The organism is Chitinophaga sp. H8 (assembly GCF_040567655.1).
Lineage (GTDB): Bacteria > Bacteroidota > Bacteroidia > Chitinophagales > Chitinophagaceae > Chitinophaga > Chitinophaga defluvii.
Genome location: NZ_JBEXAC010000004.1, coordinates 37,848 through 62,209, shown reverse-complemented (window position 1 = coordinate 62,209; position 24,362 = coordinate 37,848). Strand labels below are relative to the sequence as shown.

Sequence of the window (24,362 nt, the reverse complement as noted above, 5' to 3'; positions counted from 1 at the left end):
TTATCAAAAAAAGCTACACATCAGATATTATCCGGGTACAATGGTATTCTTGTGACCCGGTGAAAAGCGGTATTACTGGGAGCAGTGATTTCCAGATCGAAGATGACTTCTTTTGTGAGCGGGTCGATCTCCACTACACGCCCGCCATATCCTTTAGAAGTGGATACGCCCATACCAGGGCAAAACAGTACGTGTCCGGTTTGTTTCAGGTACTGTACCCCGGAAAGCGCCTGGGAAAAGCCCTGGAGGCCACGGCTTTGTCCGTATGACCATAATTGCTGAATGGTTCCTTTTGCTTCATCCACCCGATATGCTACTACCCGGCTATAATTCGCGGTTTGTGCATTGGGAATGAAATGCCGGTTAAACCCGTTGTCGAACACGAGGATGTTTCCATTGGGAAGGCTTACCGGTGTATGTGGTCCCCAGGCCCAGTCGAAGCCAGGTGCAGCAGCTTCGCCTGTGATCACTTTTGTGTCTGTCAGCAGGTGTCCTTCTTCATCCACTGGACGAAGGAGAAATTTGCGATAGGGTTCACTCCATCCCTGGTGTGGTGAAATGATCCAACGCAGATTACCTGTCCGGGTAAACGAAGCCAGCCCCTGATAGCGCATAGTGATCAGCAGGTCATCACCCAATTCCGTAACCCCATTATTGTGTGCCCAGTTGCCAGGAGATTGTGAAAACATGGGAGGTGTGATACCATCGGATTTTTCATACCTGGAAGTATCCAGCATCTTAGACAGGTCCCATTCTTTTACCACAGCACCTGAAGCGGGATCGAGTTCAATGATGTGGTCATTGATACGAGGATTACCGTTTACCAGACGCGCCCCGGATTTACTGACGGTAATAAGAAAGTTGCCGTTTGCAGCTTCAGCTACTTCATGGTGGAAAGTGTAGTTTAATTTGGAGAGATCCCATTGCTTAATGAGTTTGCCGAACATATCCAACTCTACGATACGGTGAAGTTGTCCGTCGCCGGAAAGGAAGTTGCCGTTCTTCCTCCTTTTCAGCCCAATGGCTGCACCGAAACGTTGTAAGTCGGGCGAGTTTTTTAGTAATAGTATCCAGCGGATCTCCCCTTCTGCATCTACCATATAAGGGCAGGATACGTCCAGCTCACTTTCGCCGGGATAACTGACCAGGTTCAGACCTGGTTCCATTTTTTGAGGTTGCGCCGTTACTGTTCGTGGCACCGGGAAGTTCTGTATAGGTAAAGGGTTGGTTTTGATGTGCAGCTTTGTGCTGCCGCGTTCATTACCGTTTTTATCGGTGAAGGTAAGTTGTACCGTGTTATCATATCCGGCGTAGAGCCCGAATACCGGTACTTGTTGACGCTCGGTAACTGACTGGCACAAATGTGAAATGGTACCGGAAGAACCTTCCTTTCCATAAACCGTCACCTTTACCCTTCCTGCAGCGGGGAGCCATACGTCTGCCACAGCAGCAAGGGGATTGAATCCGGAGGGGTTTAAGGTTATTTCCTTCACCATAAAATCCAGGCCGTCCCCCTTCGAAGGGATGGTGAGAACGGTACCATCACGTAGTGTTACCTGTGTTTTCCAGAGCGCTTTGTCTTCACTGATGTTTTTGATATCCGTAACAGGGATGCGTACATCTTCCGTTTCGAAGTGGAAAAGATAAGCAGCATCTTCCTGTATAAAGCTATTCAGCAGATAGCCACTATCTGCCATCCGCTCCAGTATCTTTTGTGTGGTATGATCTTCAGGCGTAGTATCAGCCTGATGTTTACGGCAGGCCTGTACCAGGCATATAAAGGAGGCGAGGAACAGTATGCTCTTCATGCCCTGAAAAAAGTTTTTTGTATTCATAGCAGCAGTTAAAAGGAGAGGGCGGGAATATTATTCCCGCCCTTGCACCATTTTTAAGGTATTACCACATGGGATGTTGTTTGATAGCGGTATTGGTATTCAGTTCATTCTGCGGAATAGGCAGATAGTAGTGTTTTGCCAGGAAGTTTTCCGCCCCTTGTTTTTTATTCGCTACGAGGATCTGTTTCATCTGGTCGTAGGGATACCAGCGTTTCAGATCGAAGAAGCGGTGTCCCTCAAAGAAGAACTCCAGTTCGTTCTGATGAATCATTTCCTGCCAGAGGGCATCCGGAGTAGCCCAGGTCTTTTTGGCCAGGCCGGCACGGTCGCGGATGCGGGTAAGGTCTGCAATAGCGCCGTTCAGGTTGTTGTTTTTGATACATGCTTCCGCGTGCAGCAGCAATACTTCCGCAAAGCGCATGATACGGAGGTTGTTGTTCTGGTTTTGCTGGTTGTACATGCTGTTGGCATCGGGCTGGTTCTTGTAGAAATTCGTGTATTTCTTGATCAGGAAGCGGCCTTTTACGCCATCGATGGAAGGGTAGTCCGGCTCACCGCGTAAGCGTTTGGTAGCAGAAGCCTCCCATATTTTGTCGAAGGACAGGTTCCCGAACCAGGCACCATCGGCCACTTTGTCTTTAAAGTCGGAGTGTTTCCAGTAGAAGCTGGTGTACATCCGTTTGTCGAATCTGGTATCAGCGCCAGCAGGTCTTTCTTCCGTGATGAAGCTTTTCACGATGGAAGCGGTGGGCATCCATTTGAACCAGCCGCCGGTACCCTGAGGGCCAGCGAAGTTGGCAATCACAAATCCCTGTGTGGAAGTAGGTTCTTCAGAACCCCAGGAGCCTTCACCAAAGCTGCCATCATACATGATTTCAAAAACAGACTCCTGGTTTAGCTCCGTATATTCAGTGAAGTTGTCTTCAAACTTGGGCATCAGGTCGTAGGTGTAAGGAGCTTTAAGAAGGGCCGCCAGCTCTGTTTCTGCTTCAGCATATTGCTTCATGTATATGTATGCCTTACCGAGGTGTGCAATAGCAGCACCTTTTGTTATACGGCCAGCTTGTGCTGAAGGGCGGGTAACCGGCAGGTATGATTTGGCGGTTTTAAAATCTTCTACGATTTGTTTCCACACCTCTGCTTCAGGAGAGGACGGTTTCATGATCTCACTCGCATCATCGCCGGCAGATACCAGCCGAAGGGGGACATCACCGAAGTTGCTGGCCAGCAGGAAGTAGGCGTAACCACGAAGGAATGCAGCCTCACCATATAGTTCGTTAATCTTGTTCTCCTCCATTGGCACATTTCGTATATTCTTCATTACCACATTGGCGCGGTTGATACAATTGTACAGCCTGCCAAAGTCACTTTCAGCGGTGTTGGCTGTATTGGTATAGGTAGCCGGTTCCCAATTGTGCATTTCCTCTCCGAGGATGAACCATACATCGTCGGCCCGGTTCATGGTATGCCAGCCGGTATATCCGCCAAAATAACCGTACATCTGTCCGCGGATGGGGGAGTAAACGGTGGCCAGTGCAGATTGTGCATTTGCCTCCGAGGTCCAGAAGGTTTTATCTACCGCCTGGTTGGGATTCACCAGGTCGAGAAACTTGGATTCATTGCAGGCTGCCATGGAGCATGTAAGTGCAGCTGCCATGGTGATTTTTTGTATGATGGAGATTTTCATCTGTTGCTTTTTTTGAAATAGGTGATGGTGACACGATTAGAAATTCAGCTGCAGACCAGCCATGATTGTTCTGGCAAGCGGGAACCTGCCGTGGTCGGTACCCCTTGACATGGTGCTGGAGCCACCGCCATTCTGATCGTCATTCTGACCGAGGTCTGGCGTATAGCCTTTGTATTTGGTAACGGTGAATACATTTTCACATGCCGCAAATACCCGTACATCACGCAGGCGGGCTCTGTTTACCAGCGAGCCAGGCAATGCATAGCCCAATTCCAGTGTTTTGAGCCGGAAGAAAGCACCATTTTCCAGCCAGCGGTCGCTCACGCGACGGGCATTCTTATTCTTGTCTTCCTGTGTAAAGCGGGGCATATTGGTATTCCTGTTTGTTTCAGACCAGGCATTCAGCACACCGGCGCCGAAGTTGGTGAACTCATTCATAGATTCCATCCTTGCACGGGTATAGTTGTAGATCTTGTTGCCAACCATACCATCGAAGAAGAAATTGAGGTCAAAGCCTTTGTATTGAACACTACCGCGGATGCCATAGGTCAGATCCGGGAAAGGGCTGCCGGCATATTGGCGGTCGTCATCGGTGATCTTGCCATCGCCATTGAAGTCAATGAAACGGATGTCGCCGGGTTTGGCATCCGGTTGTATCATTTTGCCATTGGTGGTGTGTGCGCTTACTTCCTCCTGGCTCTGGAAGATACCGTTGGTTTTAATGAGGTAGAATGCCCCGATAGGATCACCTACTTTTGCCCAGGTGATGGTACCTTCGCCTTGCGGGTTGTAACCGCCAAACTCTTGTTTGGAGCTACCTACAGTGATCGCTTTCACTTCGTTCTTTACAGTGGAAGCATTCACACCGAGGCTATATTGTACTTGTCCGGCATTGCCCTTGTAGTTTACCAGTAATTCATATCCTTTATTGCGGATGATACCGGCATTCATGGTAGGACTGCCGTCCAGTCCGGCAGAACCAGGCATGGCGATGCTAAGCAGTACATTTTTAGTTTCCTGTACATAGTATTCTGCAGTCAGGGAGAGTTTACCACGGAAGAATCCAGCGTCCAGTCCGAAGTTGCTGGTTTTTGTTTCTTCCCAGGTGAGGTTACGCGGAGATACCCATACTACACCGGTGTTGGTGCCCATCCACCAGGTGCCGCCCTGCAGGTAATTGATACCGCTGGAGCTGATGCTCTGGGTGGTGTAGTTACCGATTTCCTGGTTACCGAGCACGCCGTAACTGCCACGTAATTTGAGTTCTTCCACTACGCTTTTGGCATTCTCAAAAAAGGCTTCGTTCATAATATTCCAGCCTACAGATACAGAGGGGAATACCCCGTAGCGATGACCGTTGGCAAAGCGGGAGGAACCATCCCTGCGTACAGAAGCAGAGAAGAGATAGCGGGAATCGTAGCTATACATCAATCTGGAAAAAAGTGACACCAATGCATATTCCTGCAGGCTGCCTGAGGTGGTTTGCTGTGTAGTGGCACCGGCATCTATAGAGTTGGTACCAAATGGGATGTCAGTACGGCTGGCTCCAAAACCGCGGTTGGAATTCTTTTGGGCAGAGTACCCCACGAGTGCAGAGATATTGTGCTTTTTGAAAGTGTTATCGTAGTGCAGTGTATTTTCAGCAAGCCATTGGTTGTTGAAAAATGCGGATTCAGACAGTTTGGATTGTACAGCACCTGAGCCGAAGTCATAAGGAGCGTTGTAGTTATAGTTACGGCCGTTGGTTCTGTTGATACCCAGGTTAAATTTATACGTTAATCCTTTCAGCCAGAGGTCGGCTTCTGCATAAGCGTTGATGAGGATATCCGTTTGTGGTACCTGATTTTCAAACAGCATAGAAGCACCCACCGGGTTGTCCATGTTCTTCATCCAGGGAGCGATCCCTGCATAACCACCAGGTTTTTTAGGGTCATGTACCGGCATGAGCGGGTTTTGACGCAGGGGATCTGTAATGGTGAGGCGGTTGATATCTTTTTGAGAAGACCGCAGCATGAAGGTGTTGCCCAGACGGATGTGGTCGTCGGCAAAAGAGAAGGTATTTTTAGAACGGAGGTTATAGGCTTTATATCCGGAATTGATGAGGATACCCTGCTGGTCGAGATAGCCGGCCGACAGGTTGTAGGTGGTATTTTTGGAGCCACCTGTTACCGCTATATTAATCTTGGAAACCGGCGCTGTGCGGTATACTTCGTCCTGCCAGTTGGTGCCGGGGCCTTCAAATCCGATGGCTTCCTGGGGCAGGTATCCGGATTGTTTCATCACATTTTTCCACTGCTGCGCATCGAGCACATCCAGTTTACGGGTGATGGTCTGTACCCCCGTATAGGCATTAATGCTAACCGTAGGAGGTGTATCTTTTTTCCCACCTTTAGTAGTGATCAGTACAACGCCATTGGCAGCCCTGGAGCCATAAATAGCGGCAGCAGAAGCATCTTTCAGTACTTCGAGGGAAGCAATATCGGCGGGGTCTACCATGTTGATATCACCGTACACACCGTCGATCACGTATAGCGGTGTGTTGGAACCGAGAGAACTAAGTCCACGGATGTTAATGCTCATGCCAGCGCCGGGCTGTCCACCCATGTTGGATACACTTACACCCGCTATACGGCCCTGTAGCGCACCGCTGGCGCTCTTGGCCATATCTGCCTGAAGGTCCTTACCTGTTACGGAGGCGATAGCACCAGTAAGATCTTTTCTTTTAACGCGGCCATAACCCACTATTATCACTTCTTCCAGCCGGCTATCAGACTCCAGTGACACAGCGAAGCTGGCAGTTTCTCCTACTGCTATTTCTGTTTTTTGCATACCAACAGAAGAAAATTCGAGTACCTGGCCACGTGTAACATCCAGTGTAAAATTGCCGTTCTGATCTGTCGTAGTGCCTTTGTTGGTGCCTTTGATCCTAACGGTGGCGCCTGGTATGCGATTATTCTCCTTGTCGGTTACCGTACCTTTGACCTGGCGGGCCTGTTGTGCCCAGGCAGACAGGCTGATGGCTCCGGCCAACAGTATGAGTATCATTTTTTTCATACGTAGAAACTAATTTAAGGGTGAATGTTATTTCGGTTGATTACCGGCGTTTTCAGGGGATAAAGCTAGTGGAAATGCAATAGGAGGCTTTGTCCGTTAAGCTCAAACTGATTGAACTATCCGGTCTTTTTACGGAGCGCTGTTTCCGTGTATGTACTGAAGGCTGGAAGTGTGCAGGAAGTAGTGTTACGTAAGTTTATCCGTATTGCTGGCATCCTGTCCTGAAGCCGTTATTATTCACTTATGAATGGCGAAAATTGTACGATTTATTCAAATAGGTTGAACTATTTGCTCAAATATGCTTAGATGATTACCTGTTGTTTTTTGAAGTTATCCCGGAATTCGGCAGGTGTGATGCCTTGCGCCTTCTTAAATACGCGGTAGAAGTATGATATGCTGTTGAAGCCACATTGTGTTACCACATCCGGGATAGAAGAGGTGGCTTTCAGTTCACGGATAGCCTTATTGATCCGGAAATCAAGCAGGTAGTCTGTAAAATTCATGCCGGTATGCAGCTTAATAAATCTGGCGAAGGTGGAGCGGCTCATATTAAGTACTGCAGCTGCTTCAGCCATAGGAATCATGCGGTTGATATGATGGTTGATATGATTTTGAAGTGTGTTCAGCAGGAGGGTGGGACCTGTCATTTTCGGGGCCACCGTACTGGATAGTTCGCGGAAGTCATCGCTTTTTGATAACTCATACAGCAGGATAAAGAGGCGCATCACAGCGTAAAAGCCATCGGTTTCCATCGTGAGGATGCGGAGGAGAGGCAGTACCCGTTCTGTAGTAGCTGGGCCGAAGCAAACGCCTTTGGCCGCGTGGGAAAAGAGGCGTTGTATGCTTTTGAACTGATTCTTATCCAGACATTGTTCGATAAGAGAAGGATGGAACTGAATGGTGATTTCGTGGATATTGGTAGCGGTACAGTTGCCGTTTTTCCAGGCATGTTTTAACACCGGACTGGCGATCAGCACCAGATCCTTTTCCCCGATGTATTCCACGGAGTCGCCTATAATACGCTGCGCCCCCGGCGCACCATCCACAAAATTAAGCTCGTACTCCGGATGTACATGTACAGGGAATGTAAAGGACGATTTGCGGCGGTCAAATACTACAAAGCAATCCTTTTCAGATAGGGGAGATTTTTCGCGATAGATTTTAGATGTTGTCATTGTTTTGGCACTGGTTCGGTTAGTCGTGCCTAAAAGTAATGAATTCGGACATGAAATGCAGCATCAGATGCCAGGGAGCATTATTCCGGCAAAACAGCAGTGCTAAAATAAACTTCCCTGCACCACGGCAGGGGGCGTTGCAGGTTGAAATAAGCCAACAATAGTAAATGGCTGCTTTGAAGCCGCATGTATATTTTGTGTGGTACCAAGGAAGAAATGGAGATCACTATTTTTGGCATACTCCTGCAGATATTTTTTTCTCACTTCATTAATGGCCTTTAGTTCTTTATCCGGACCATTGTACTTTTTGAGGCATTTCCAATACAGGGATGCCAGTTCCCAATCTTCAACCGGCAGTGTAATTGTTTCGTTTTTATCGTCTGTAAAGCGGAAAGAAAATTTATAAGGCAGCTTTTTCAGCACGGTAAACGGATCTTCCGGTTGCTCAAATACCCGGCCGCTGTTTTTTTCTTCCTGTAATTTTTCCAACCGGTCGCTATTCCATTCCCGTTCTGTTTCCTCCACTACAAAATCCAGTATCCGGGCAGGTTTGAATACAGCCAGCGAAGTGTAAAACGCTTCGTGCTTTGCTTCTATTATTAATGTAGCCAGGCTACGGTATACATTTTTCAGCACAATGGTTTTTCGTTCACTCCAATGATCGTCCGTACCCACATGTCCTGTTTTCTTTATCGGAGCATCTATGGTTACAGGTCTGAAGCTTTCCAGTCTGAAATCCCTGGTATTCCGCGTGAGGTCCAGTTCTACCCAGTCATAGAGCTGGTATTGTGTTTCGTAAGTTTTTTTTGAGAAGGGGATGGGGTATATCCTGATAAAGCTGCCATCTTCTCTGAAGCCTGCAATACTAAGCTGTTCATCATAATGAGAAGACAGGGTGGGGTAACTTTTAACGGTAATCAAAACTTTAGTCACGGGCATGCGCAAGACGTTTTATGAACGTCCCGCGAAATTAAGGGGAATCGTTGAAAATAAAAAAGTTAGCGAGCAGCTATCAGCATTTCAATAGTTGTTTTTCCCCTCTGAAACAGGGTCATAAATTTCTACTGTAACCAGATCGAAATATTCTATGTGTATATTAAATCTATTTTGTGTATTTTGTACGCATAAAGTTATAAAACATGAGTTTTCAAGATGAGCTAAAGAAATTCTTTGTTGAAGAGAATGAAATACCGGAGGAGTTCCGTATTGCTGAAATTCATCAAAGAGAGTACCTGGTAAACGGGGAAATGAAACAATGGAATGGGCCGGTGAGTGAAGTATACTCACCCATCAACATTCCAACTGCCGATGGCCTGAAGCGTAAGCTGATAGGCACTTATCCGCTGGGCACCGAAAAGGAAGCCTTTGAAGCCCTGGATGCAGCCCTTGCTGCCTATGATAATGGCCGCGGAGAATGGCCTACTATGCGGCTGGATGGGCGTATAAATTGCCTTTCCGTATTTGCCCGCAAGATGACTGAGCAGCGTACCCTGATCGTAAAGCTGATCATGTGGGAAATTGGGAAGTCCTATGCAGACTCCATTAAGGAATTTGATCGTACCATAGAATATATTAATGCGACGATAGACGCGCTTAAGGAAATAGACCGCAGTTCCTCCCGTTTTGAAATCAAGGAAGGCGCTATTGCACAGATCCGGCGTTCACCATTAGGGGTGGTGCTTTGTATGGGGCCCTTCAACTATCCGCTGAATGAAACCTTTACTACGTTGATCCCTGCATTGCTGATGGGTAACACGATCCTTTTTAAGCCACCAAAGCATGGTACGTTGTTACATTATCCGTTGTTGCGTGCGTTTATGGAATCATTCCCGAAAGGGGTGGTGAATACGGTGTATGGCCGTGGAGCAGCAGTGATACCAGGCATTATGGCTACCGGTAAGATCAATGTATTGGCCTTTATTGGTTCCAGTAAAGTAGCCAATGAATTACGTAAACACCATCCTAAGCTGAACCGTCTGCGGGCAGTATTGAGCCTGGATGCCAAGAATGCAGCTATTATTACGCAGCATGCGGATATACAGGTAGCGGTGAATGAATGTATCCTGGGTGCTTTATCTTATAATGGACAACGTTGTACTGCCATCAAGATTTTGTTTGTGCACCGTTCTATTGCTGATGAGTTTAATGTCCGCCTCAGTGAATCTATCAGCAAAATGAAATGTGGTATGCCATGGGAGAAAGGCGTACAACTTACACCTGTAGCAGAACCTGGCAAGCCTGCTTATATCCGGGAAGTACTGGATGATGCGATTGCTCATGGAGCTGCCATTGTTAATGAAAACGGTGGTGTTACCCAGGAGTCATTTGTATTCCCGGCTGTAGTATTTCCGGTGAACGATAAAATGAAACTCTTCAGAGAAGAACAGTTTGGACCGGTAATGCCTGTAGTACCTTACGATAAAATAGAAGAGACAATAGATTACCTGATCGAGTCTCCGCATGGGCAGCAGGTGAGTATCTTCAGCAATAACCCGGAAGAAGTAGCCTCCCTGATAGATCCATTGGTAAATCAGGTAAGCCGGGTGAATATCAACAGCCAGTGCCAGCGTGGGCCGGACGCATTTCCGTTTACCGGCCGGAAAGACAGTGCAGAAGGTACCTTATCCGTGCATGATGCGTTGCGTTCATTCTCTATACGGTCGCTGGTGGCTACCAAGATAAATGATACCAACAAAAAGCTGCTGGAAGATATTTTGAACGAGCGTAGTTCCGATTTCCTCAGTACTAATTTTATTTTCTAAAATACAGTATTATAAGGCAGATCTTACAGTGGATAGCTGTAAGATCTGCCAATATTATAATTTATCTATTACATCTTTATATCCTCTCCCTATTGGTATCGATATACCATTTATCTCTATCATTTCGGCATTGTAGGATTCAATCTTATTCACGGAGATGATGAAAGACCGGTGTATGCGCTTGAAAATATCCGTGGGCAACATTTCTTCGATTTCATTAGTGCTCATCTTGGAAAGGTACTCATTCCTGGTGGTAACAATTTTAATATACTCACGCTGACTTTCTATATATAGGATCTCTGAAAACGGGATACGGACTTTACGTTTTTGTACATTCACGAAAATAAAATCCCTGACTTCATTTGAGGTTGTTTTCTGTGCTGCCCTGACCTTATTAACAGCAGTTAAAAAACGCTCAAATTCAAAAGGCTTGAGCAGATAGTCGGTCACATTCAGGTTAAACCCCTCTATGGCATATTGATGGTATGCAGTAGTAACAATGACCGCAGGAGGGTTGGATAATGTTTTCAGGAAAGCCATTCCTTTCAGTTTAGGCAGATGAATATCCAGGAACATGAGGTCTATATGCTGATGCAGCAAAAATTCTGAGGCCAGCATAGCATCTTTAAATACCTTTTGTAATTCCAGGAATGGTACTTCCGATATATAGTCACTTAATACTTTCGCTGCCAGCGGCTCGTCTTCTATAATAATGCACTTTATTTTAGACATGGCTTTCAAGATTTATTTTCAGCGTAGCTGTGAATTCAAAGTCTTCTTGTTGTACATCCAGGGTATAGTCGGTGTAAAGTAGCTCCAGTTGGCGCCTGAGGTTGGAAAGGCCGATATTTTCTTTTGTTTTGTAGTCACCGGCAGGATCACCGGTAGAGTTTTTAACTATAAACACCAGCTGCCTGTTTTTAATAGAGAGATGAATATCAATAAAGGGACGGTCCCGTGTTTCTGATACCCCATGTTTGAAGGCGTTTTCAACTAATGGGATAAGCAGGAGAGGGGGTAAGGACTGTTTCATGTTCTCCAGATCATGATTGAAATTGATACGGAGGGCATCATCGTAACGTAGTTTTTCAAGTGCTATATAGTCGTCCATAATTTTAAGGTCCTGCTCGATAGCGATGTATGGCCCACTGGTTTCATACAACATATACCGCAGTATCTTGGATAAACGGAGGATGGACTCCGGGGCAAGATCTGATTTATCTCTGGCCAGCGAATAAATATTGTTCAGGGTGTTAAACAAAAAATGAGGGTTGGTCTGTGATTTCAGGTAGTTTAACTCTGCTTGCTGACGTTCAATGCGTAATTGTTGCGCTGCCTGTTTCAGGTTTACATAATTATAGACATGTCTGATAACGCCAAAAAAGAAAACAGCCCCTATGCTGCTTCCTGTGAGTATGCCAATTCTTTCTGAGATAGAAACAGGCTTACCTAAAGGTGTAAAAATATGCAATGTTACACCAAGTTGCCGCCATATAAAGAATCCAATGGAAAGAAGAAAGCAGTATAGTAGCAGTAAGAAGATGGCGCTGAGTAATTTTTTCCAGCTTAGGCCTGGCAGCGTATATTCTAATAACCAGTAATTAACCACTGATAGATACACTGCCAACCAGGTTTGATTCACCGCTCTTTCGGGGAAGTTGCCAGCCCCTTCCAGTATATCTGCTAACAGGTGGAGCAACAAATAAGCAGGTATCAGCCATACGTACAGCTTAAAATGCTTTATGCCAGATAGCTTTTTCATGTTGATGTTTGACGGGGTAAATGTCGATAAATCCTTGTCTTTCTCCTAATTGTTCCCGGTGCTTGACCCGATTCTGTTGTTCGTATACGATGACCTGTTGTTTGTTGATACACCCTGGCGATAACAAGCCCCATTGGCTAATTTCATACTGCCGGCACTAATAGCATCAAACATTTACGCTTAATATTAAACAAAACATGAACAACTTTATACAATTCGGCGAAAAAGTAGCAGGTTATGATATCCCTGTGTTGAATGAAAGAGAGATCCGGGCCTCCGCCGGGATACTCTTCCTGGCCACCTACACTTCATTAATGTTTATCCTTTTTGATGGCAATTTTGTACCGATCAAATATGTTATCACCATTTTTCTGGCCGACTTACTGATCAGAGTATTTATCAATCCCCGGTTTTCTCCTGTATTGATCATCGGGCGGTTGATAGTTCGTAATCAGCGACCTGAGTATGTTGGGGCCGGACAGAAAAGATTTGCATGGAGTATTGGGGTAGTCCTCTCGGCTACCATGTTCTATTTCTTTCTGATTGAAAATGCTTACAGTCCCATAACAGGCTCCGTTTGCCTGATATGTTTATTGTTCCTGTTTTTTGAGGCATCGTTCGGAATTTGTTTGGGGTGTCTGGTTTATCCCTTGTTTTTCAAGAATAGAGCACAGCATTGTCCGGGGGAAGTATGCGAAACCAAGGACAGGCAGGCCATTCAGAAAGTATCAGCAGCACAACTGGTTATACTGGGTTTATTTATTGCTTTCCTTTTCCTTGCCCCCCGTTTGTTCAATGAACAATTCAGTAAGCGGCCTCACGATTTCTTTAGATCTTCCACTACGGTTAAACCCAAATAGATATGTCAAGCCTTTCTATGCCATGTAAAAGTGGGTTGGAAAAATATTTTTCCGTTTACCGTAATAACATTATCGGTCATCAGCAATTTTTTGAGTCTCCTTTTGGAAGAAAGCAGATCATCTATGCCGATTGGACTGCTACCGGACGCGCCTATGGGCCTATTGAAGGCTGTATTCGCCAGCAAGTGCTTCCATTTCTGGGAAATACGCATACAGGCACCACTGTTACGGGTACATGCATGTCAGCAGCCTATGAAGCAGCCAGGGCGATCGTGAAAACACATGTCAATGCCAATAAAGAAGATATATTGCTTTTTTGCGGTAGTGGTATGACTGCTGCTGTAAACAAGCTACAAAGAATACTGGGGTTAAGGATTCCGGAGCATGTCGCAGCTTATGTTGGGTTCTCCCAGCATGCCGAAATGCGGCAACCTGTTGTTTTTGTAACACATATGGAGCATCATAGTAATCATCTCAGCTGGCTGGAAACAATTGCTACAGTAGAGATAATTGGTAGTGATGAAAACGGAAATGTGGATATGCTACATTTCTGTGCGCTATTGGAGCAGTATAAGCACTATCCCAATAAAATTGCGGCAGTAACCGCCTGTTCCAACGTTACTGGTATACAAACGCCCTATCATGACATCGCCAAGCTAATACACCAGTATGGAGGATTATGCTTTGTAGATTTTGCCTGTGCGGCCCCGTATTGTAATATCAATATGCATCCGGTTGATACAGACGCGGATCTGGATGCTATTTACTTCTCTGCGCATAAATTTTTGGGAGGTCCGGGCACACCGGGTATATTGATCTTTAACAGGAAGGTTTACAGGAATAAAATCCCTGATCATCCGGGGGGTGGGACTGTAAATTACAGTAATCCCTGGAAGGGGCGCGAATATGTAACTGATATTGAACAGCGGGAAGATGGTGGCACTCCTCCATTCCTGCAGGCAATAAAAGCAGCCATGTGCATCCGGCTGAAAGAAGAAATGGGGGTGGATAACATGTTGCAGCGGGAAGAGGAACTGTTGAAAATCATTTTTTCCAGGTTGTCCGGAATGCCACAGATACAGATACTTGAACGAGAAGTGAAAGTGCGTCTGGGGGTAGTTTCTTTCCTGGTAGCAGGGGTACATTACAATCTGATCGTCAAGCTGCTTAATGACAAATTCGGGATTCAGCTGCGGGGAGGATGTTCGTGTGCCGGAACATATGGTCATATGTTGCTTGGTGTTGATAAGCCTGCTTCTTATGCAATACTGGACGCGATTCATTCAGGAGACCTATCGCATAAACCTGGTTGGGTAAGGTTATCTATTCATCCTACGATGACTGATAGTGAAATTAATTTTATAATGGATGCCATTGAAATGACCTTGTCTAACATATCAGCATGGGAAAAGGAATATTATTATGATCCCTGTATGAATGAGTACTATTACAAACATATGAAAGCAAGTGAAGCACAGAATATGCTGCACTGGTTTGATGTGAGCTGCTGGCCTGATTTTTAACATATTTCCGGCAAAGAGATGTCTTGTTATGTATGCTAAATGAGTAATTAAAATTTTGCATACCTTTCTGGTAAAAGCAACAATGACATGAAAAGCAATAAAAAGAAGGTTTCTCCGGAGCAGTTCCTGGAACTGCTCAGTGTGCTGAAAACCCGTTTTGAGAAAAACCAGCAACGTCATAAAGGGCTGGAATGGACTAAAATACAAGCAAAGCTGGAAGCGAACCCGGAAAAACTGCGGTCGCTTGATGAAATGGAAATAACTGGTGGTGAACCGGATGTATTGGGCTATGATAAAAAGACAGACGAATATCTTTTTTGCGATTGTTCTGCGGAAAGCCCCAAAGGGCGTAGAAGTATTTGTTACGACCATGAAGCACTGGAATCAAGAAAAGAACACAAACCTGAAAATAGTGCGGTACAGATGGCCGCTGATATGGGCGTTGAGCTGTTAACAGAAGAAGAATACCGGAATCTGCAGCAACTTGGAAACTTTGATATGAAAACGTCGAGCTGGATAGTAACCCCACCTGCTATAAGAAAACTAGGAGGGGCGCTCTTTTGTGATCGCCGCTATGATCATGTTTTTACATATCACAACGGTGCAGAATCTTATTATGCTGCGAGGGGATTTCGTGGCATGCTTCGCTGTTAAGTCGAAGCATGTTTTAATCGCGGTGGGCCTTCAAGAAGTAATAAAAATGTATTTATGATCTATGTTGAGAATGAATATGCGACTTTAAGAAAGGTGGTGCTGGCAGTATCTGAGTTTGGGTATGCCAAAAAGGTGCGGCAGGATGATCTCCGTTTTTTGCAGGAGGTTTCCATTAAAGATATTGAGGAGCATAAGGGAAAGGACTTTCGAGAGGCACATCCGGAGCTGCAAAAGCGATGGGAGCAGGAACGAAATGACCTGCAACAGGTACTTGAAAAATATGGAGTACAGGTCTTGCGTCCCAGAAAACTGACAGATGTAGAAAAGGAGGCTGCCGGAGACGATGGTTATTCGAATTTCTTTGTACGGGACCCTTTTTTTACAATTGGTAACTGTGTAATAGAGGGTTCGATGCGCTTTCTGCACCGCAGAAGAGAAGTGTTTCCTGTCCGCAAAATTATGAGAGAAGAAGTATATCCGGCAGATTGTTTTTACCTGGCCACTCCAAGCCCGGAAGTTACATCTCCTGATGACCCTACACTAGGTGCTGGGCCATTTTTGGAAGGTGGTGATGTCATGGTGCTGGGAGATACTATTCTGGTGGGTAATTCTGGCCTCGCCTCCAATACGGCTGGTGCTGAATGGTTGAGAAAATTCTTGGGTAAATTCGGTTATCGGGTAGAAATGGTACGCCTGGACCCTAATATCCTCCATCTGGATTGTGCGTTGGGGCTTATCAGGAACGGATTAATGGTGGCATGTGAAGATGCCTTTCCTGATGGTATTCCTGCAATATTCAAGGACTGGAAGAAGATCCATGTAAGTATGGAAGAGGCCACTATGCTAGCCACTAACGGATTACCTATTTCTTCGGAAGTATATATTACAGACCCGGTTTTTACCAGTATTGGCGAACAATTAGCCGCATATGGCATACATGTGGAGTATATTGATTTCCAGATCAGCAGAAGTTTTGGAGGCTCGTTCCGATGCAGTACCCAACCCCTTTTAAGAAAAGATTAGCTATTTCGTAGGCCTGATTATAATCCTTATCCCCGTCCTTAAACTTCAGCAATCCATCAGCAGCACCACATATTACCGTGTGTGACGATCGTGTTAATGACCAGTTCCGCCAAAGTACCTTTTATGTAAGTCCTCGTAGCGGGTAGAATAGACAATATTAGGGGGGGATTACGACAATTCGCCAGGTTTAAAATTATCAGCGTTGTAGGAAGGTGTTATTTTTCTTGAGCATCTGAAAAGGTGAACTTGTTTACAAAAGAAAATTAAATATTTGTATCTTAATAAACACCTAACAACACCTGCATATGCGATTACTCTATTTATGCACTTTACTTCTTAGTGCAACTGCTATTTATCCAGCTCAGGCACAACAAAGTCAGATTTTGTTAGAAAACGTTCGGATACTGGATGCAAAAAAACAATCCCTTACCCCTCCTGGGTATGTATTGATAACCGGTAATACGATTAAAACAATCAGTGCATCACCCATTAAGGTGAGCGGCACGGATGTCATAAAAATCAATGGAGCAGGGAAGACCTTAATGCCAGGCTTAATAGATGTGCATGTGCATATGGTGTTCGGCGCATTGACGATGTCTCAAATGATGACAGGCGATCTATCGGAAGAATTTCTGCTTAAGACCGTTGGTCAGTCTGCCAATAATACGCTCATGCGTGGCTTTACAAGTGTGCGGGATGTTGGAGGGCCAATATTCCCGCTAAAGGCTGCGATTGATGCCGGCAAGATTCCGGGGCCGAGAATCTGGCCTTCTGGAGCCACCATAAGTCAAACAGCTGGTCATGGTGATTTCAGAACGCCAGATGAAAAATCCCGTCGTTTTTTCGGTGTCGCATCACGCGCTGAAAAATACGGGGCCACCTTCATTGCGGATGGGCGTGATGAAGTATTAACAGCGGTAAGAGAAAACCTGCGTTTTGGTGCAAGTCAAATCAAACTGATGGCAGGAGGTGGCACATCATCAGCCTATGATCCTGTAGATGTCACACAATACACATTGGATGAAATGAAGGCTGCAGTTGAAGCTGCGGAAGACTGGGGCACATACGTAACTGTACATGCATATACACCCAGAGCGATCAGAAGGGCTATTGAAGCGGGTGTAAAATGTGTGGAACATGGGCAGTTACTGGATGAAGAAACATTGAAATTAATCGCTGAAAAAGGTATCTGGCTCAGCCTGCAAAATCTGGTTGATAATACACCTGATATGGATGCACAGCGAATAGCAAAGCGCAAACCTGTTATTGAGGGGCAAGAAAAAGTATGGCCGCTCGCAAAAAAGTATAACGTTAAATTAGCCTGGGGAACAGACTTTCTTTTTGAACCAGCGCTCAACGAAAAGCAAAATGAGTTCATCCTGCGCTTACAAAAATGGTTTACCAATGCTGAAATATTAAAGATGGTAACCCAAGACAATGCGTCACTGTTGCAACTTTCTGGTTTAAGAAGCCCATACCCGGGCAAGCTCGGCATAATCGAAGAGGGTGCTATGGCAGATATCTTACTTGTTGACGGAGATCCGCTAAAGGACCTAAAACTATTGGCTAACCCTGCAAAAAACTTTGTTGTTATTATAAAGGACGGAAAGATTTATAAAAACATATTGAAAAAATAACGCTGAAGAGATGCTGCTAACGGGTGGCGGAAAGCAACTATAAAATTGACAGAACAAAAAGATTACTGTTGTGTTTTACGCTACCAGTGATATGTTTAAACAAAAAAAAGGCGTGAATAATCGCGCCTTTGTGAACCCTGTGGTACAAAACTCGAACCACTTTTTAGCGGATTTAAAGCTCTTGACCGAGATTACGGTGTAAAGATATAAATCACTTTATAATTAAGTGAAATATATCTGCAACTTTCTTACGTGGTGGACGCTGCGTTATACTTGAACCAGCTACCTTCCAGTTACTTGGATGTGTTAGGTTATTCTGTGGGATACGTTAATAATGCCGTAGCCTGTTGTCCAAAGCGGATTATTGGAATATTGTGGGTGGGGATTCCGGTTTGGGCAAGTGGCTGCACCGCTTCCACGCGCAGCGGCGTTCCGCCTACGGCGAAAGGAATGCCGATGCGCCGCCCTGGGAGGGCTTTAAGCGACCTTTATCGGTTGGGTAGTGAAGTTGTCAAGGTTATGAAAGAAGCCTTTATTTTCGGTCATTCCCTGACGGAAAAGGTTCCAGAGTAAAGAGCAACCCATTTGGGCAAGGGAGGAATTAATGTACAGGTCTTGCTTTTCTAATGCTTCAGCCAATGAACAGCTTGGAGTATTATCTGTTTCTTCGGATTGCTTCAGCAGTTCGCCATATACATCGGTTATAAAGGGCAGGTTGGCGACTGCCTCATATTTTTCAGACTTCGGTTGTTTGATGTTGCCAATGGTGGACAATAGCACCTGCCCTGTGGATTGGCTGTTACCATAATCCATCCAGTATTTGGCTCGGTTTCGGAATGCCCTGTTATCATCCAGTCCGTTAAGGATTTCTGCAATCTCAAACCTTGCCCTCACACTGTCCACGCAGGAAATGTAAATAGCTGCCTGTGTATGTTCGGGCAACCTGCCTAAACTGTCTTTCCCAAATTTCAGGGTCTCGGCTTTCCAGTTTGTACCTGCCCACCGGTTAGCACGGTTTATCAGGGCGACCGATTTATATAGCCCAATCTCGCACTCGGCAAATCGTTGTCTGCCTAAATTGGCATCGGTTACTATGTCGTCATCCCAAAGCCTGACAGATAACCCTGCATGTCCTAATTCATTCAGGCTATAATTCATTTCCACTAATGCGGTCAGCACTTTTGAACCTGTTCCACCAGCTCCTATAAGATTTACTTCAATGGGGTTGGTGGGAGCGATCAGGTCATTGTCTGTGAAGTGTACTTTTATTTTATCCGTTTTCATATTAGTATATTTTTGACCGTCCTGTCAGTTTTCTTCAATACATCTTTTGGGAATGGCTCACCTGTTTTACGCAGCTTCTTCCATAGGCTAACACAGTTACCTTGTACGGGATTATGGTTTTGCATCAGGTGGCTGAAATAGCTGTTAAAGAAATAGGTTTCCCATGCGGCTGTAAATTCTTCTAATGAAGAAGACTTTCTGATATTTACATCTACCGAACCCATACATACATTTCCGTCCGCATACACATTAAAAAAGGGAGCATGATAAAGCGGTGTTTCTTCAGTCGGCTTCCTGTCACTTTTCAGAGCGTAGATATGTAACTTCTGCTTACTGGCTATCCAAAGCAGGGCGGGTACACCTGCTATACCATTGGGAATATCCAAGCCATCAATAAAGAAAAGATTTTTGCTTGTTGCCTTTGTAAACCACATTGCAAAGCCATTTTCAGATGGGTCTGTATAAAGGATATTTCCTGCTATAATGCTTTTAGGCTTTAAGAATGCCTTATTCCTTTCCTTTGTGGTGTCCAATGCTTTTGATAAATACTGTGCTTCCTTAACAGTCAAAGGATGTGCATTAATTGGATTACCATTCCTATCCATATCAAAATACTCTACATAAACCTCCGCAGTCGTTCCTTTAGCTTCGTAAAAAACCAAAGCCGTTTTGGGATGATAAAGTGTGCCGATATTTTCCATTACATCTTTCATAGTAATTCATTTAATGATTATTCAACAGGTAGCACAAATCATCTATCAGGGGAAATAACCTGTTCTCAAAATCAAGATTGCAATCAGTAATATTTTCTCCGCTAAATATCTTCACTACCGTTGGCTCTTCGGTTGTTCCATATTCATTAAACTCATTATTGACACTTTCAGCAAGTGTTTCGTAAAGCCATCCATTAGCATCTGCTATAAAGGAGATATACTTGTTCATAGCAATTACCTCATCCTCTTGTTCTGCCTCATCCTCAACGCACTTGGCATTTTGGAAAACAGATGTTGCAGGATAGTCAGTATATAGGGTGAAAAATCCTTTCGCTACATTCAGGCACTCATGTTCAAAGTCGTTCTTCGGTTTAAATGCCTTTATCCGATCCGCAAAGACATTAAGGCTTTTGCGGTTAAATATTTTCTGTTCTATCTTATCACCGCACCATTTCGCTACTTTTAATTCTTCCTTACGGCTATCTAAGTCGGTTTCATCATCCTGCTCTATCCAATCGGTAATCATTTCATACTGCCAATAGATGTAAGCATCTTCCTGCCTGTAATAAGGTATATCCGCTATATGGTAGAGGTATGCGAAAACAGAGAGCAGTAACAGGGCTGCATTTCTTTCTTGCTTATTCCTAAGCATCTTATACAATGGTACGACAGGGATATAGTATAAGGTCGCTCCTGTACAGTATTGTTCCTCACTAATAAAGAAAGTTTTTCCCTTATCATCCTGTACCAGTCGCAAGCTGTTCCAGTTCCTGACGTTTCGCTTCAAATGGTTTTCCACTTCCCAAACAGATAAGGCTAAATTGTAGGGGTAGCCGAAAGTTCTCGTATCCAAAGGCTCGAAACCATTATAATGCCTGGCTACTTCAAAAAGGGAGTGATAAAAGTCTGTTTCTATTTTCTCCACTTCCATAGGTGATTGTACAGACTTTATTATCTCCAGTTTAGGCAGGAAAGTTGTTTTCAGAAAAGCATTGGCAACATTTGCACCGGCACGGACTTCTGTTTGTCTTTGCCTATTTCGTGTGCATCTTTTGTGCGTTGTATCAATGCTATGAACTCGCTTAATTGTCTGTACAGTTTCCTTTGTCTTTGCTTTTGTGGCATTTGAATGATGCCCGATATAATATTGTGCTGCATATTCCATTGCTTTACGTTTTAAGATTAACCTTTGGTTCCCATTACACTTTCAAAACGATACTGTACGGTATCTTCCTCTATGCGTGGCGCTAATACTTTGGCGGTAGTGAGTATAGGATAAGTATTGGCATAGAAGTTCATTACCGCTTCAACACTCCATGACGGTTCGGGGTCTGTTAGTCTTAAATCCGTTCCGTTTTCTGTGAGCAGGAAAACCCTGTCTAATTGCTTTGCTATTAACATGACCTTTCGTTTTACAGATTAATAATTGAGTTAATTGTCGTCTTCGGATAATTCAGGCACTTCTTCAGGGTCTGTTTCCTGCTCCGCATCTATATCTTCCCTTTGTGGTTCTTCATTCGCAACTGCCGTTGAAGTACCACCGAATAAATCAGGTGCAAACTTTGCCGATAATGCAGATTTTCTTTTGCGGATAGCTTCAGCCTGTTCAGGATATTCAGTCGGGTCAGGCACTTTCATCCAAGCGTCCCTATATTTCCCCTCCTTCTCCAATTCATCAACCTTTTGCATTGCCTCTTTGTACTTTTTTTCCTTCGCTTCTTTTTCCTTTCGTTCCCTGTCTGCCTTTTCTTTTTCCATAGCAGATTGTTTCTTTGCTTCTTCCACTTGTTTCATAAAACCTTCCATATCCACCATTAAACCTGAAGCAATCTGCATAGGCGTTGCAATTCGTTCAAAGAAACCGTTATCCAGTTCATCGGTAGTACCTCGCAGATTAAGTGGCGGTATCAGTTTTCTTGCATCATCACCACATTGTTCATTATTGAGCATGACCGATACTATCCAATTATTTTCCGCTCCCTTGCGTATCGTCAGTTGCAAGTCGCCTGTTATGTTCAATGCGGCCACATTGCTGAAAAAATTTGTTGTTTCCATTGTTCAATATTTTTGATTAAATAATTTCTGTACAGTCCTGTACCGTTTCATTTAAAGAGCCATCCCCACAGTCCCCACAGCATCAAGGCAAAAGCTGTCCACTTCAATATCCATTCAATGAAAAGTGTAATCAATCCCACGAAGTAGTTATCGAAATGCTGTAAGCCACCTAAGCCCCTGCGGTTGAATTGTCGCATACCGACAAATAGCTTTATTGCCAAACCAACAAAGAACATGGTTGGGAAAGGCATAGCCTGCAATAATTTCATTAATGCTTCCATAACCTTGTATTTATGGGTTAAAAAGTAAGTCAATGGCTAACGAAAACTTATGATTAGGATGCTTCCGTATAGTGGTGTACAAGGTCATGCAATGCACCATGTATATAGCGACATAACCATCAAACAACTGGTCGGCAAATAATCTGCTCTGCTTGTGCATTCGCTTTCCGTACCTCTCTATCTTATTCCTGACTTCTTCGACAAAGGATAGCCATGCTTCTACGGTTAGCAAGCCGTTTTCCCATTGGTTTCGTGTTAACTGTTCATCCTCCTGTATGGTAAGGCACATACCGTTAACATATTCCAATAAGGCGGGAATTTCCTGCGGAAACAGTTCATGCAGTAACCTCGCTTTCTCTACATTTATCAAATTCTCTAAAGGTTTCATAATACCTGAGTTTAAAGTGAGTAATAAGGACAGGCAGACATTGCCGCCTGTCCTTTGGTTGTTAATTCAGCATAAGCACGTCTGCACCATCCTTTGCAAACTGATTACATAGTTCAAATGCCCTTTGTGCTTTAGCCTGTGCTGTACCACCCATTACAATGGATTGCAGTTTGCTTTCATCATCCTTGTAATTGCGTACATTCTGATAATAGCCTGTTACCGCATTGTATGCTCCGAACACAGTTCCTTTGGTAGTATTCAACTGTTGTGTATCTGACATCATTGCGTAGGCAAAAGCATCTTCAACGGTGTTTTTGAATACGGTTGACAGTTCATCTTCTGCACCCTTTTTAAGTGCATCCAATGTTTCCTTATTGGGGCAGAGTGCCAGTTGAATAAGTTTCTTTACTTCTGCATCACAGATACGCACCTGTGTCCATTGGTTAAATATTCCCTCCAGTTGGGTACTAAGCTGATTAGCCAGTCCCATTACCTTATGAGCATTTTCCAAACGCTGTTTTGCACCGGATGTATGGCGGATGCGTACCACGTTGGACATATTACCCAATGCTGCGTTAAGGGTGTTTTGGCATACAATGCGTACAGGTGTAAAGGCTGCGGTAATGCTTCCCGTACCATCGTGGGAAGTTGTCAGAAAGATGTATTTCTCTGTAATATCATCACCGTTGCCCACACGGATATAGTCAGGAAGTTTAGCGGTTATAAATATCCTTTCTCCGTTTCCTAATGCTCCTGCTGTTTCGTACAGGATACCGTCCCCACCACCTACAATAGCATCGAAAAATGCAAAGGCATCTGCGTTCTGTACTATCTGATAATCCTTACCTACTACGCCAAAAACTGTATTGGTATCGGTACGCATGGTTGCAAAATTGTCAGGCAGTAAGATGTTGCCACCTTCTTTAATTTCACCATCATCGCCTATGCTGATACCTGTACCACGAGTATATAAGGGTGATTTGACTACCTCGAAATCAAGTCCTGCATATTTAATAGCCTCGGCACTTGTGGGATATTGTTCTACTACCTGTCCTAAGTTGTGCCATGCCTTTTGCTGTACACTAAAGAAGCTGTATTTGCCTGTTCCTTCGTTATAATTAAGATTATGTGCCATGATTGTAATTTTTAAAAGTTGATAAATGAAAGTTGTTTGTTAGAAAGGCAAATCGTCTTTGCCATTGTCAGCAGGTACTGCGGAATTGTTACTGATACCACCTGCTACGGTTTCAGGTCGCTTACCACCTCCGTACAATTTGATTTGGGAAGTGTGAAAATTGAGTGCTGCATGTGCTTCGCCATCGCCTCCGATCCATGCCCTTGCACTTACTCTGCCTGAGAGTTCTACCAATGTTCCTTTAGTAAGAACCTTAGCTACGTTCGTTGAAAGCCAATAGGCACAGTTGAAATACTCGGTGTGTTCCACCCGTTCGCCCTGTTTGTTACGGAAGCTGTCGTTTACCGCTACGGAGAAGTTCACTACCTGTTTGTCGCTCGGTAAGGTGCTGATTTGTGCGTCCCTCGTTAATCTGCCAATGATGTTCATGATTTTTAATTTTAATTGTGAAACCATTTTGTTTACTTTTTTTTCACCCGCCTGCCCTAAAAGCATTTTTCCAAAAGAAAAAACGGGAAAAAAGAAAGCAGCGAC

General features: G+C 44.5%; 22 protein-coding genes. 6 read left to right on the top strand and 16 right to left on the bottom strand.

What is annotated here, in order from left to right; genetic code table 11:
* Nucleotides 1-20: 20 nt before the first annotated feature.
* The 5 genes from ABR189_RS29210 to ABR189_RS29190 all read right to left on the bottom strand — a co-directional run bounded on the left by ABR189_RS29210 (nucleotide 21) and on the right by ABR189_RS29190 (nucleotide 8,690).
* Complete coding sequence (locus ABR189_RS29210; protein WP_354664068.1) at nucleotides 21-1,808, bottom strand: aryl-sulfate sulfotransferase; 1,788 nt, start codon at nucleotides 1,806-1,808, stop codon at nucleotides 21-23.
* A gap of 88 nt (nucleotides 1,809-1,896) precedes the next feature.
* Nucleotides 1,897-3,522: a RagB/SusD family nutrient uptake outer membrane protein gene (locus tag ABR189_RS29205; RefSeq protein WP_354664067.1), complete on the bottom strand. Its 1,626-nt coding sequence runs from the start codon at nucleotides 3,520-3,522 to the stop codon at nucleotides 1,897-1,899.
* A gap of 36 nt (nucleotides 3,523-3,558) precedes the next feature.
* On the bottom strand, nucleotides 3,559-6,576 hold the full coding sequence (locus ABR189_RS29200) for a SusC/RagA family TonB-linked outer membrane protein (protein ID WP_354664066.1): 3,018 nt from the start codon (nucleotides 6,574-6,576) through the stop codon (nucleotides 3,559-3,561).
* A gap of 302 nt (nucleotides 6,577-6,878) precedes the next feature.
* Nucleotides 6,879-7,751, bottom strand: a complete 873-nt coding sequence (locus tag ABR189_RS29195; protein WP_354664065.1) for an AraC family transcriptional regulator — start codon at nucleotides 7,749-7,751, stop codon at nucleotides 6,879-6,881.
* Between the two features lie 102 nt (nucleotides 7,752-7,853).
* Nucleotides 7,854-8,690: a DUF8758 domain-containing protein gene (locus ABR189_RS29190; RefSeq protein WP_354664064.1), complete on the bottom strand. Its 837-nt coding sequence runs from the start codon at nucleotides 8,688-8,690 to the stop codon at nucleotides 7,854-7,856.
* A gap of 200 nt (nucleotides 8,691-8,890) precedes the next feature.
* Here ABR189_RS29190 and ABR189_RS29185 point away from each other — a divergent pair, with 200 nt between their 5' ends.
* Nucleotides 8,891-10,513, top strand: a complete 1,623-nt coding sequence (locus ABR189_RS29185) for an NADP-dependent glyceraldehyde-3-phosphate dehydrogenase (protein WP_354664063.1) — start codon at nucleotides 8,891-8,893, stop codon at nucleotides 10,511-10,513.
* Between the two features lie 54 nt (nucleotides 10,514-10,567).
* Here ABR189_RS29185 and ABR189_RS29180 read toward each other — a convergent pair whose 3' ends face one another.
* Together ABR189_RS29180 and ABR189_RS29175 are read right to left on the bottom strand one after the other, a co-directional pair.
* Entirely contained in the window at nucleotides 10,568-11,245 is a 678-nt protein-coding gene (locus ABR189_RS29180) for a LytR/AlgR family response regulator transcription factor (protein WP_354664062.1), read from the bottom strand.
* Nucleotides 11,238-12,275 (bottom strand): sensor histidine kinase, encoded by a 1,038-nt coding sequence (locus ABR189_RS29175; protein WP_354664061.1) that lies wholly within the window; start codon nucleotides 12,273-12,275, stop codon nucleotides 11,238-11,240. The genes ABR189_RS29180 and ABR189_RS29175 overlap by 8 nt, the downstream gene beginning before the upstream one ends.
* A 197-nt stretch (nucleotides 12,276-12,472) precedes the next feature.
* Between ABR189_RS29175 and ABR189_RS29170 the strand changes: the two genes are divergently transcribed.
* The 5 genes from ABR189_RS29170 to ABR189_RS29150 all read left to right on the top strand — a co-directional run bounded on the left by ABR189_RS29170 (nucleotide 12,473) and on the right by ABR189_RS29150 (nucleotide 17,972).
* Nucleotides 12,473-13,135 carry a DUF4395 domain-containing protein gene (locus ABR189_RS29170; RefSeq protein ID WP_354664060.1) on the top strand — a complete coding sequence of 221 codons (663 nt, stop codon included), beginning with the start codon at nucleotides 12,473-12,475 and terminating at the stop codon, nucleotides 13,133-13,135.
* 2 nt (nucleotides 13,136-13,137) lie between these two features.
* Nucleotides 13,138-14,658, top strand: a complete 1,521-nt coding sequence (locus ABR189_RS29165) for an aminotransferase class V-fold PLP-dependent enzyme (RefSeq protein ID WP_354664059.1) — start codon at nucleotides 13,138-13,140, stop codon at nucleotides 14,656-14,658.
* 87 nt (nucleotides 14,659-14,745) lie between these two features.
* The gene (locus tag ABR189_RS29160) at nucleotides 14,746-15,312 is read left to right on the top strand and encodes a DUF4256 domain-containing protein (RefSeq protein ID WP_354664058.1); all 567 of its coding nucleotides are present in this window, start codon (nucleotides 14,746-14,748) and stop codon (nucleotides 15,310-15,312) included.
* Nucleotides 15,313-15,366: 54 nt separating this feature from the next.
* Nucleotides 15,367-16,335, top strand: coding sequence for a dimethylarginine dimethylaminohydrolase family protein (locus ABR189_RS29155; protein WP_354664057.1), 969 nt, complete (start codon nucleotides 15,367-15,369; stop codon nucleotides 16,333-16,335).
* A gap of 305 nt (nucleotides 16,336-16,640) precedes the next feature.
* Complete coding sequence (locus ABR189_RS29150; RefSeq protein ID WP_354664056.1) at nucleotides 16,641-17,972, top strand: metal-dependent hydrolase family protein; 1,332 nt, start codon at nucleotides 16,641-16,643, stop codon at nucleotides 17,970-17,972.
* 477 nt (nucleotides 17,973-18,449) lie between these two features.
* On the opposite strand, the gene ABR189_RS29145 is transcribed toward ABR189_RS29150, so the two are convergent.
* The 9 genes from ABR189_RS29145 to ABR189_RS29105 form a co-directional block, all read right to left on the bottom strand.
* A complete protein-coding gene (locus ABR189_RS29145; protein WP_354664055.1) occupies nucleotides 18,450-19,256 on the bottom strand; it encodes a PRTRC system ThiF family protein in 807 nt (268 codons plus the stop codon).
* A complete protein-coding gene (locus ABR189_RS29140; protein WP_354664054.1) occupies nucleotides 19,253-19,969 on the bottom strand; it encodes a PRTRC system protein B in 717 nt (238 codons plus the stop codon). Before ABR189_RS29140 ends, ABR189_RS29145 begins: the two co-directional genes overlap by 4 nt.
* Nucleotides 19,970-19,979: 10 nt before the next feature.
* Nucleotides 19,980-21,134, bottom strand: a complete 1,155-nt coding sequence (locus ABR189_RS29135; RefSeq protein ID WP_354664053.1) for a hypothetical protein — start codon at nucleotides 21,132-21,134, stop codon at nucleotides 19,980-19,982.
* A gap of 17 nt (nucleotides 21,135-21,151) precedes the next feature.
* Nucleotides 21,152-21,370 carry a PRTRC system protein C gene (locus ABR189_RS29130; protein WP_354664052.1) on the bottom strand — a complete coding sequence of 73 codons (219 nt, stop codon included), beginning with the start codon at nucleotides 21,368-21,370 and terminating at the stop codon, nucleotides 21,152-21,154.
* A 30-nt stretch (nucleotides 21,371-21,400) separates the two neighbouring features.
* On the bottom strand, nucleotides 21,401-22,024 hold the full coding sequence (locus ABR189_RS29125; protein ID WP_354664051.1) for a PRTRC system protein E: 624 nt from the start codon (nucleotides 22,022-22,024) through the stop codon (nucleotides 21,401-21,403).
* A 47-nt stretch (nucleotides 22,025-22,071) separates the two neighbouring features.
* Nucleotides 22,072-22,305 (bottom strand): hypothetical protein, encoded by a 234-nt coding sequence (locus tag ABR189_RS29120; protein WP_354664050.1) that lies wholly within the window; start codon nucleotides 22,303-22,305, stop codon nucleotides 22,072-22,074.
* 10 nt (nucleotides 22,306-22,315) lie between these two features.
* Nucleotides 22,316-22,693 carry a hypothetical protein gene (locus tag ABR189_RS29115; protein ID WP_354664049.1) on the bottom strand — a complete coding sequence of 126 codons (378 nt, stop codon included), beginning with the start codon at nucleotides 22,691-22,693 and terminating at the stop codon, nucleotides 22,316-22,318.
* Nucleotides 22,694-22,754: 61 nt separating this feature from the next.
* Nucleotides 22,755-23,828, bottom strand: a complete 1,074-nt coding sequence (locus ABR189_RS29110) for a DUF932 domain-containing protein (RefSeq protein WP_354664048.1) — start codon at nucleotides 23,826-23,828, stop codon at nucleotides 22,755-22,757.
* Between the two features lie 39 nt (nucleotides 23,829-23,867).
* The gene (locus tag ABR189_RS29105; RefSeq protein WP_354664047.1) at nucleotides 23,868-24,257 is read right to left on the bottom strand and encodes a single-stranded DNA-binding protein; all 390 of its coding nucleotides are present in this window, start codon (nucleotides 24,255-24,257) and stop codon (nucleotides 23,868-23,870) included.
* Nucleotides 24,258-24,362: the final 105 nt, after the last annotated feature.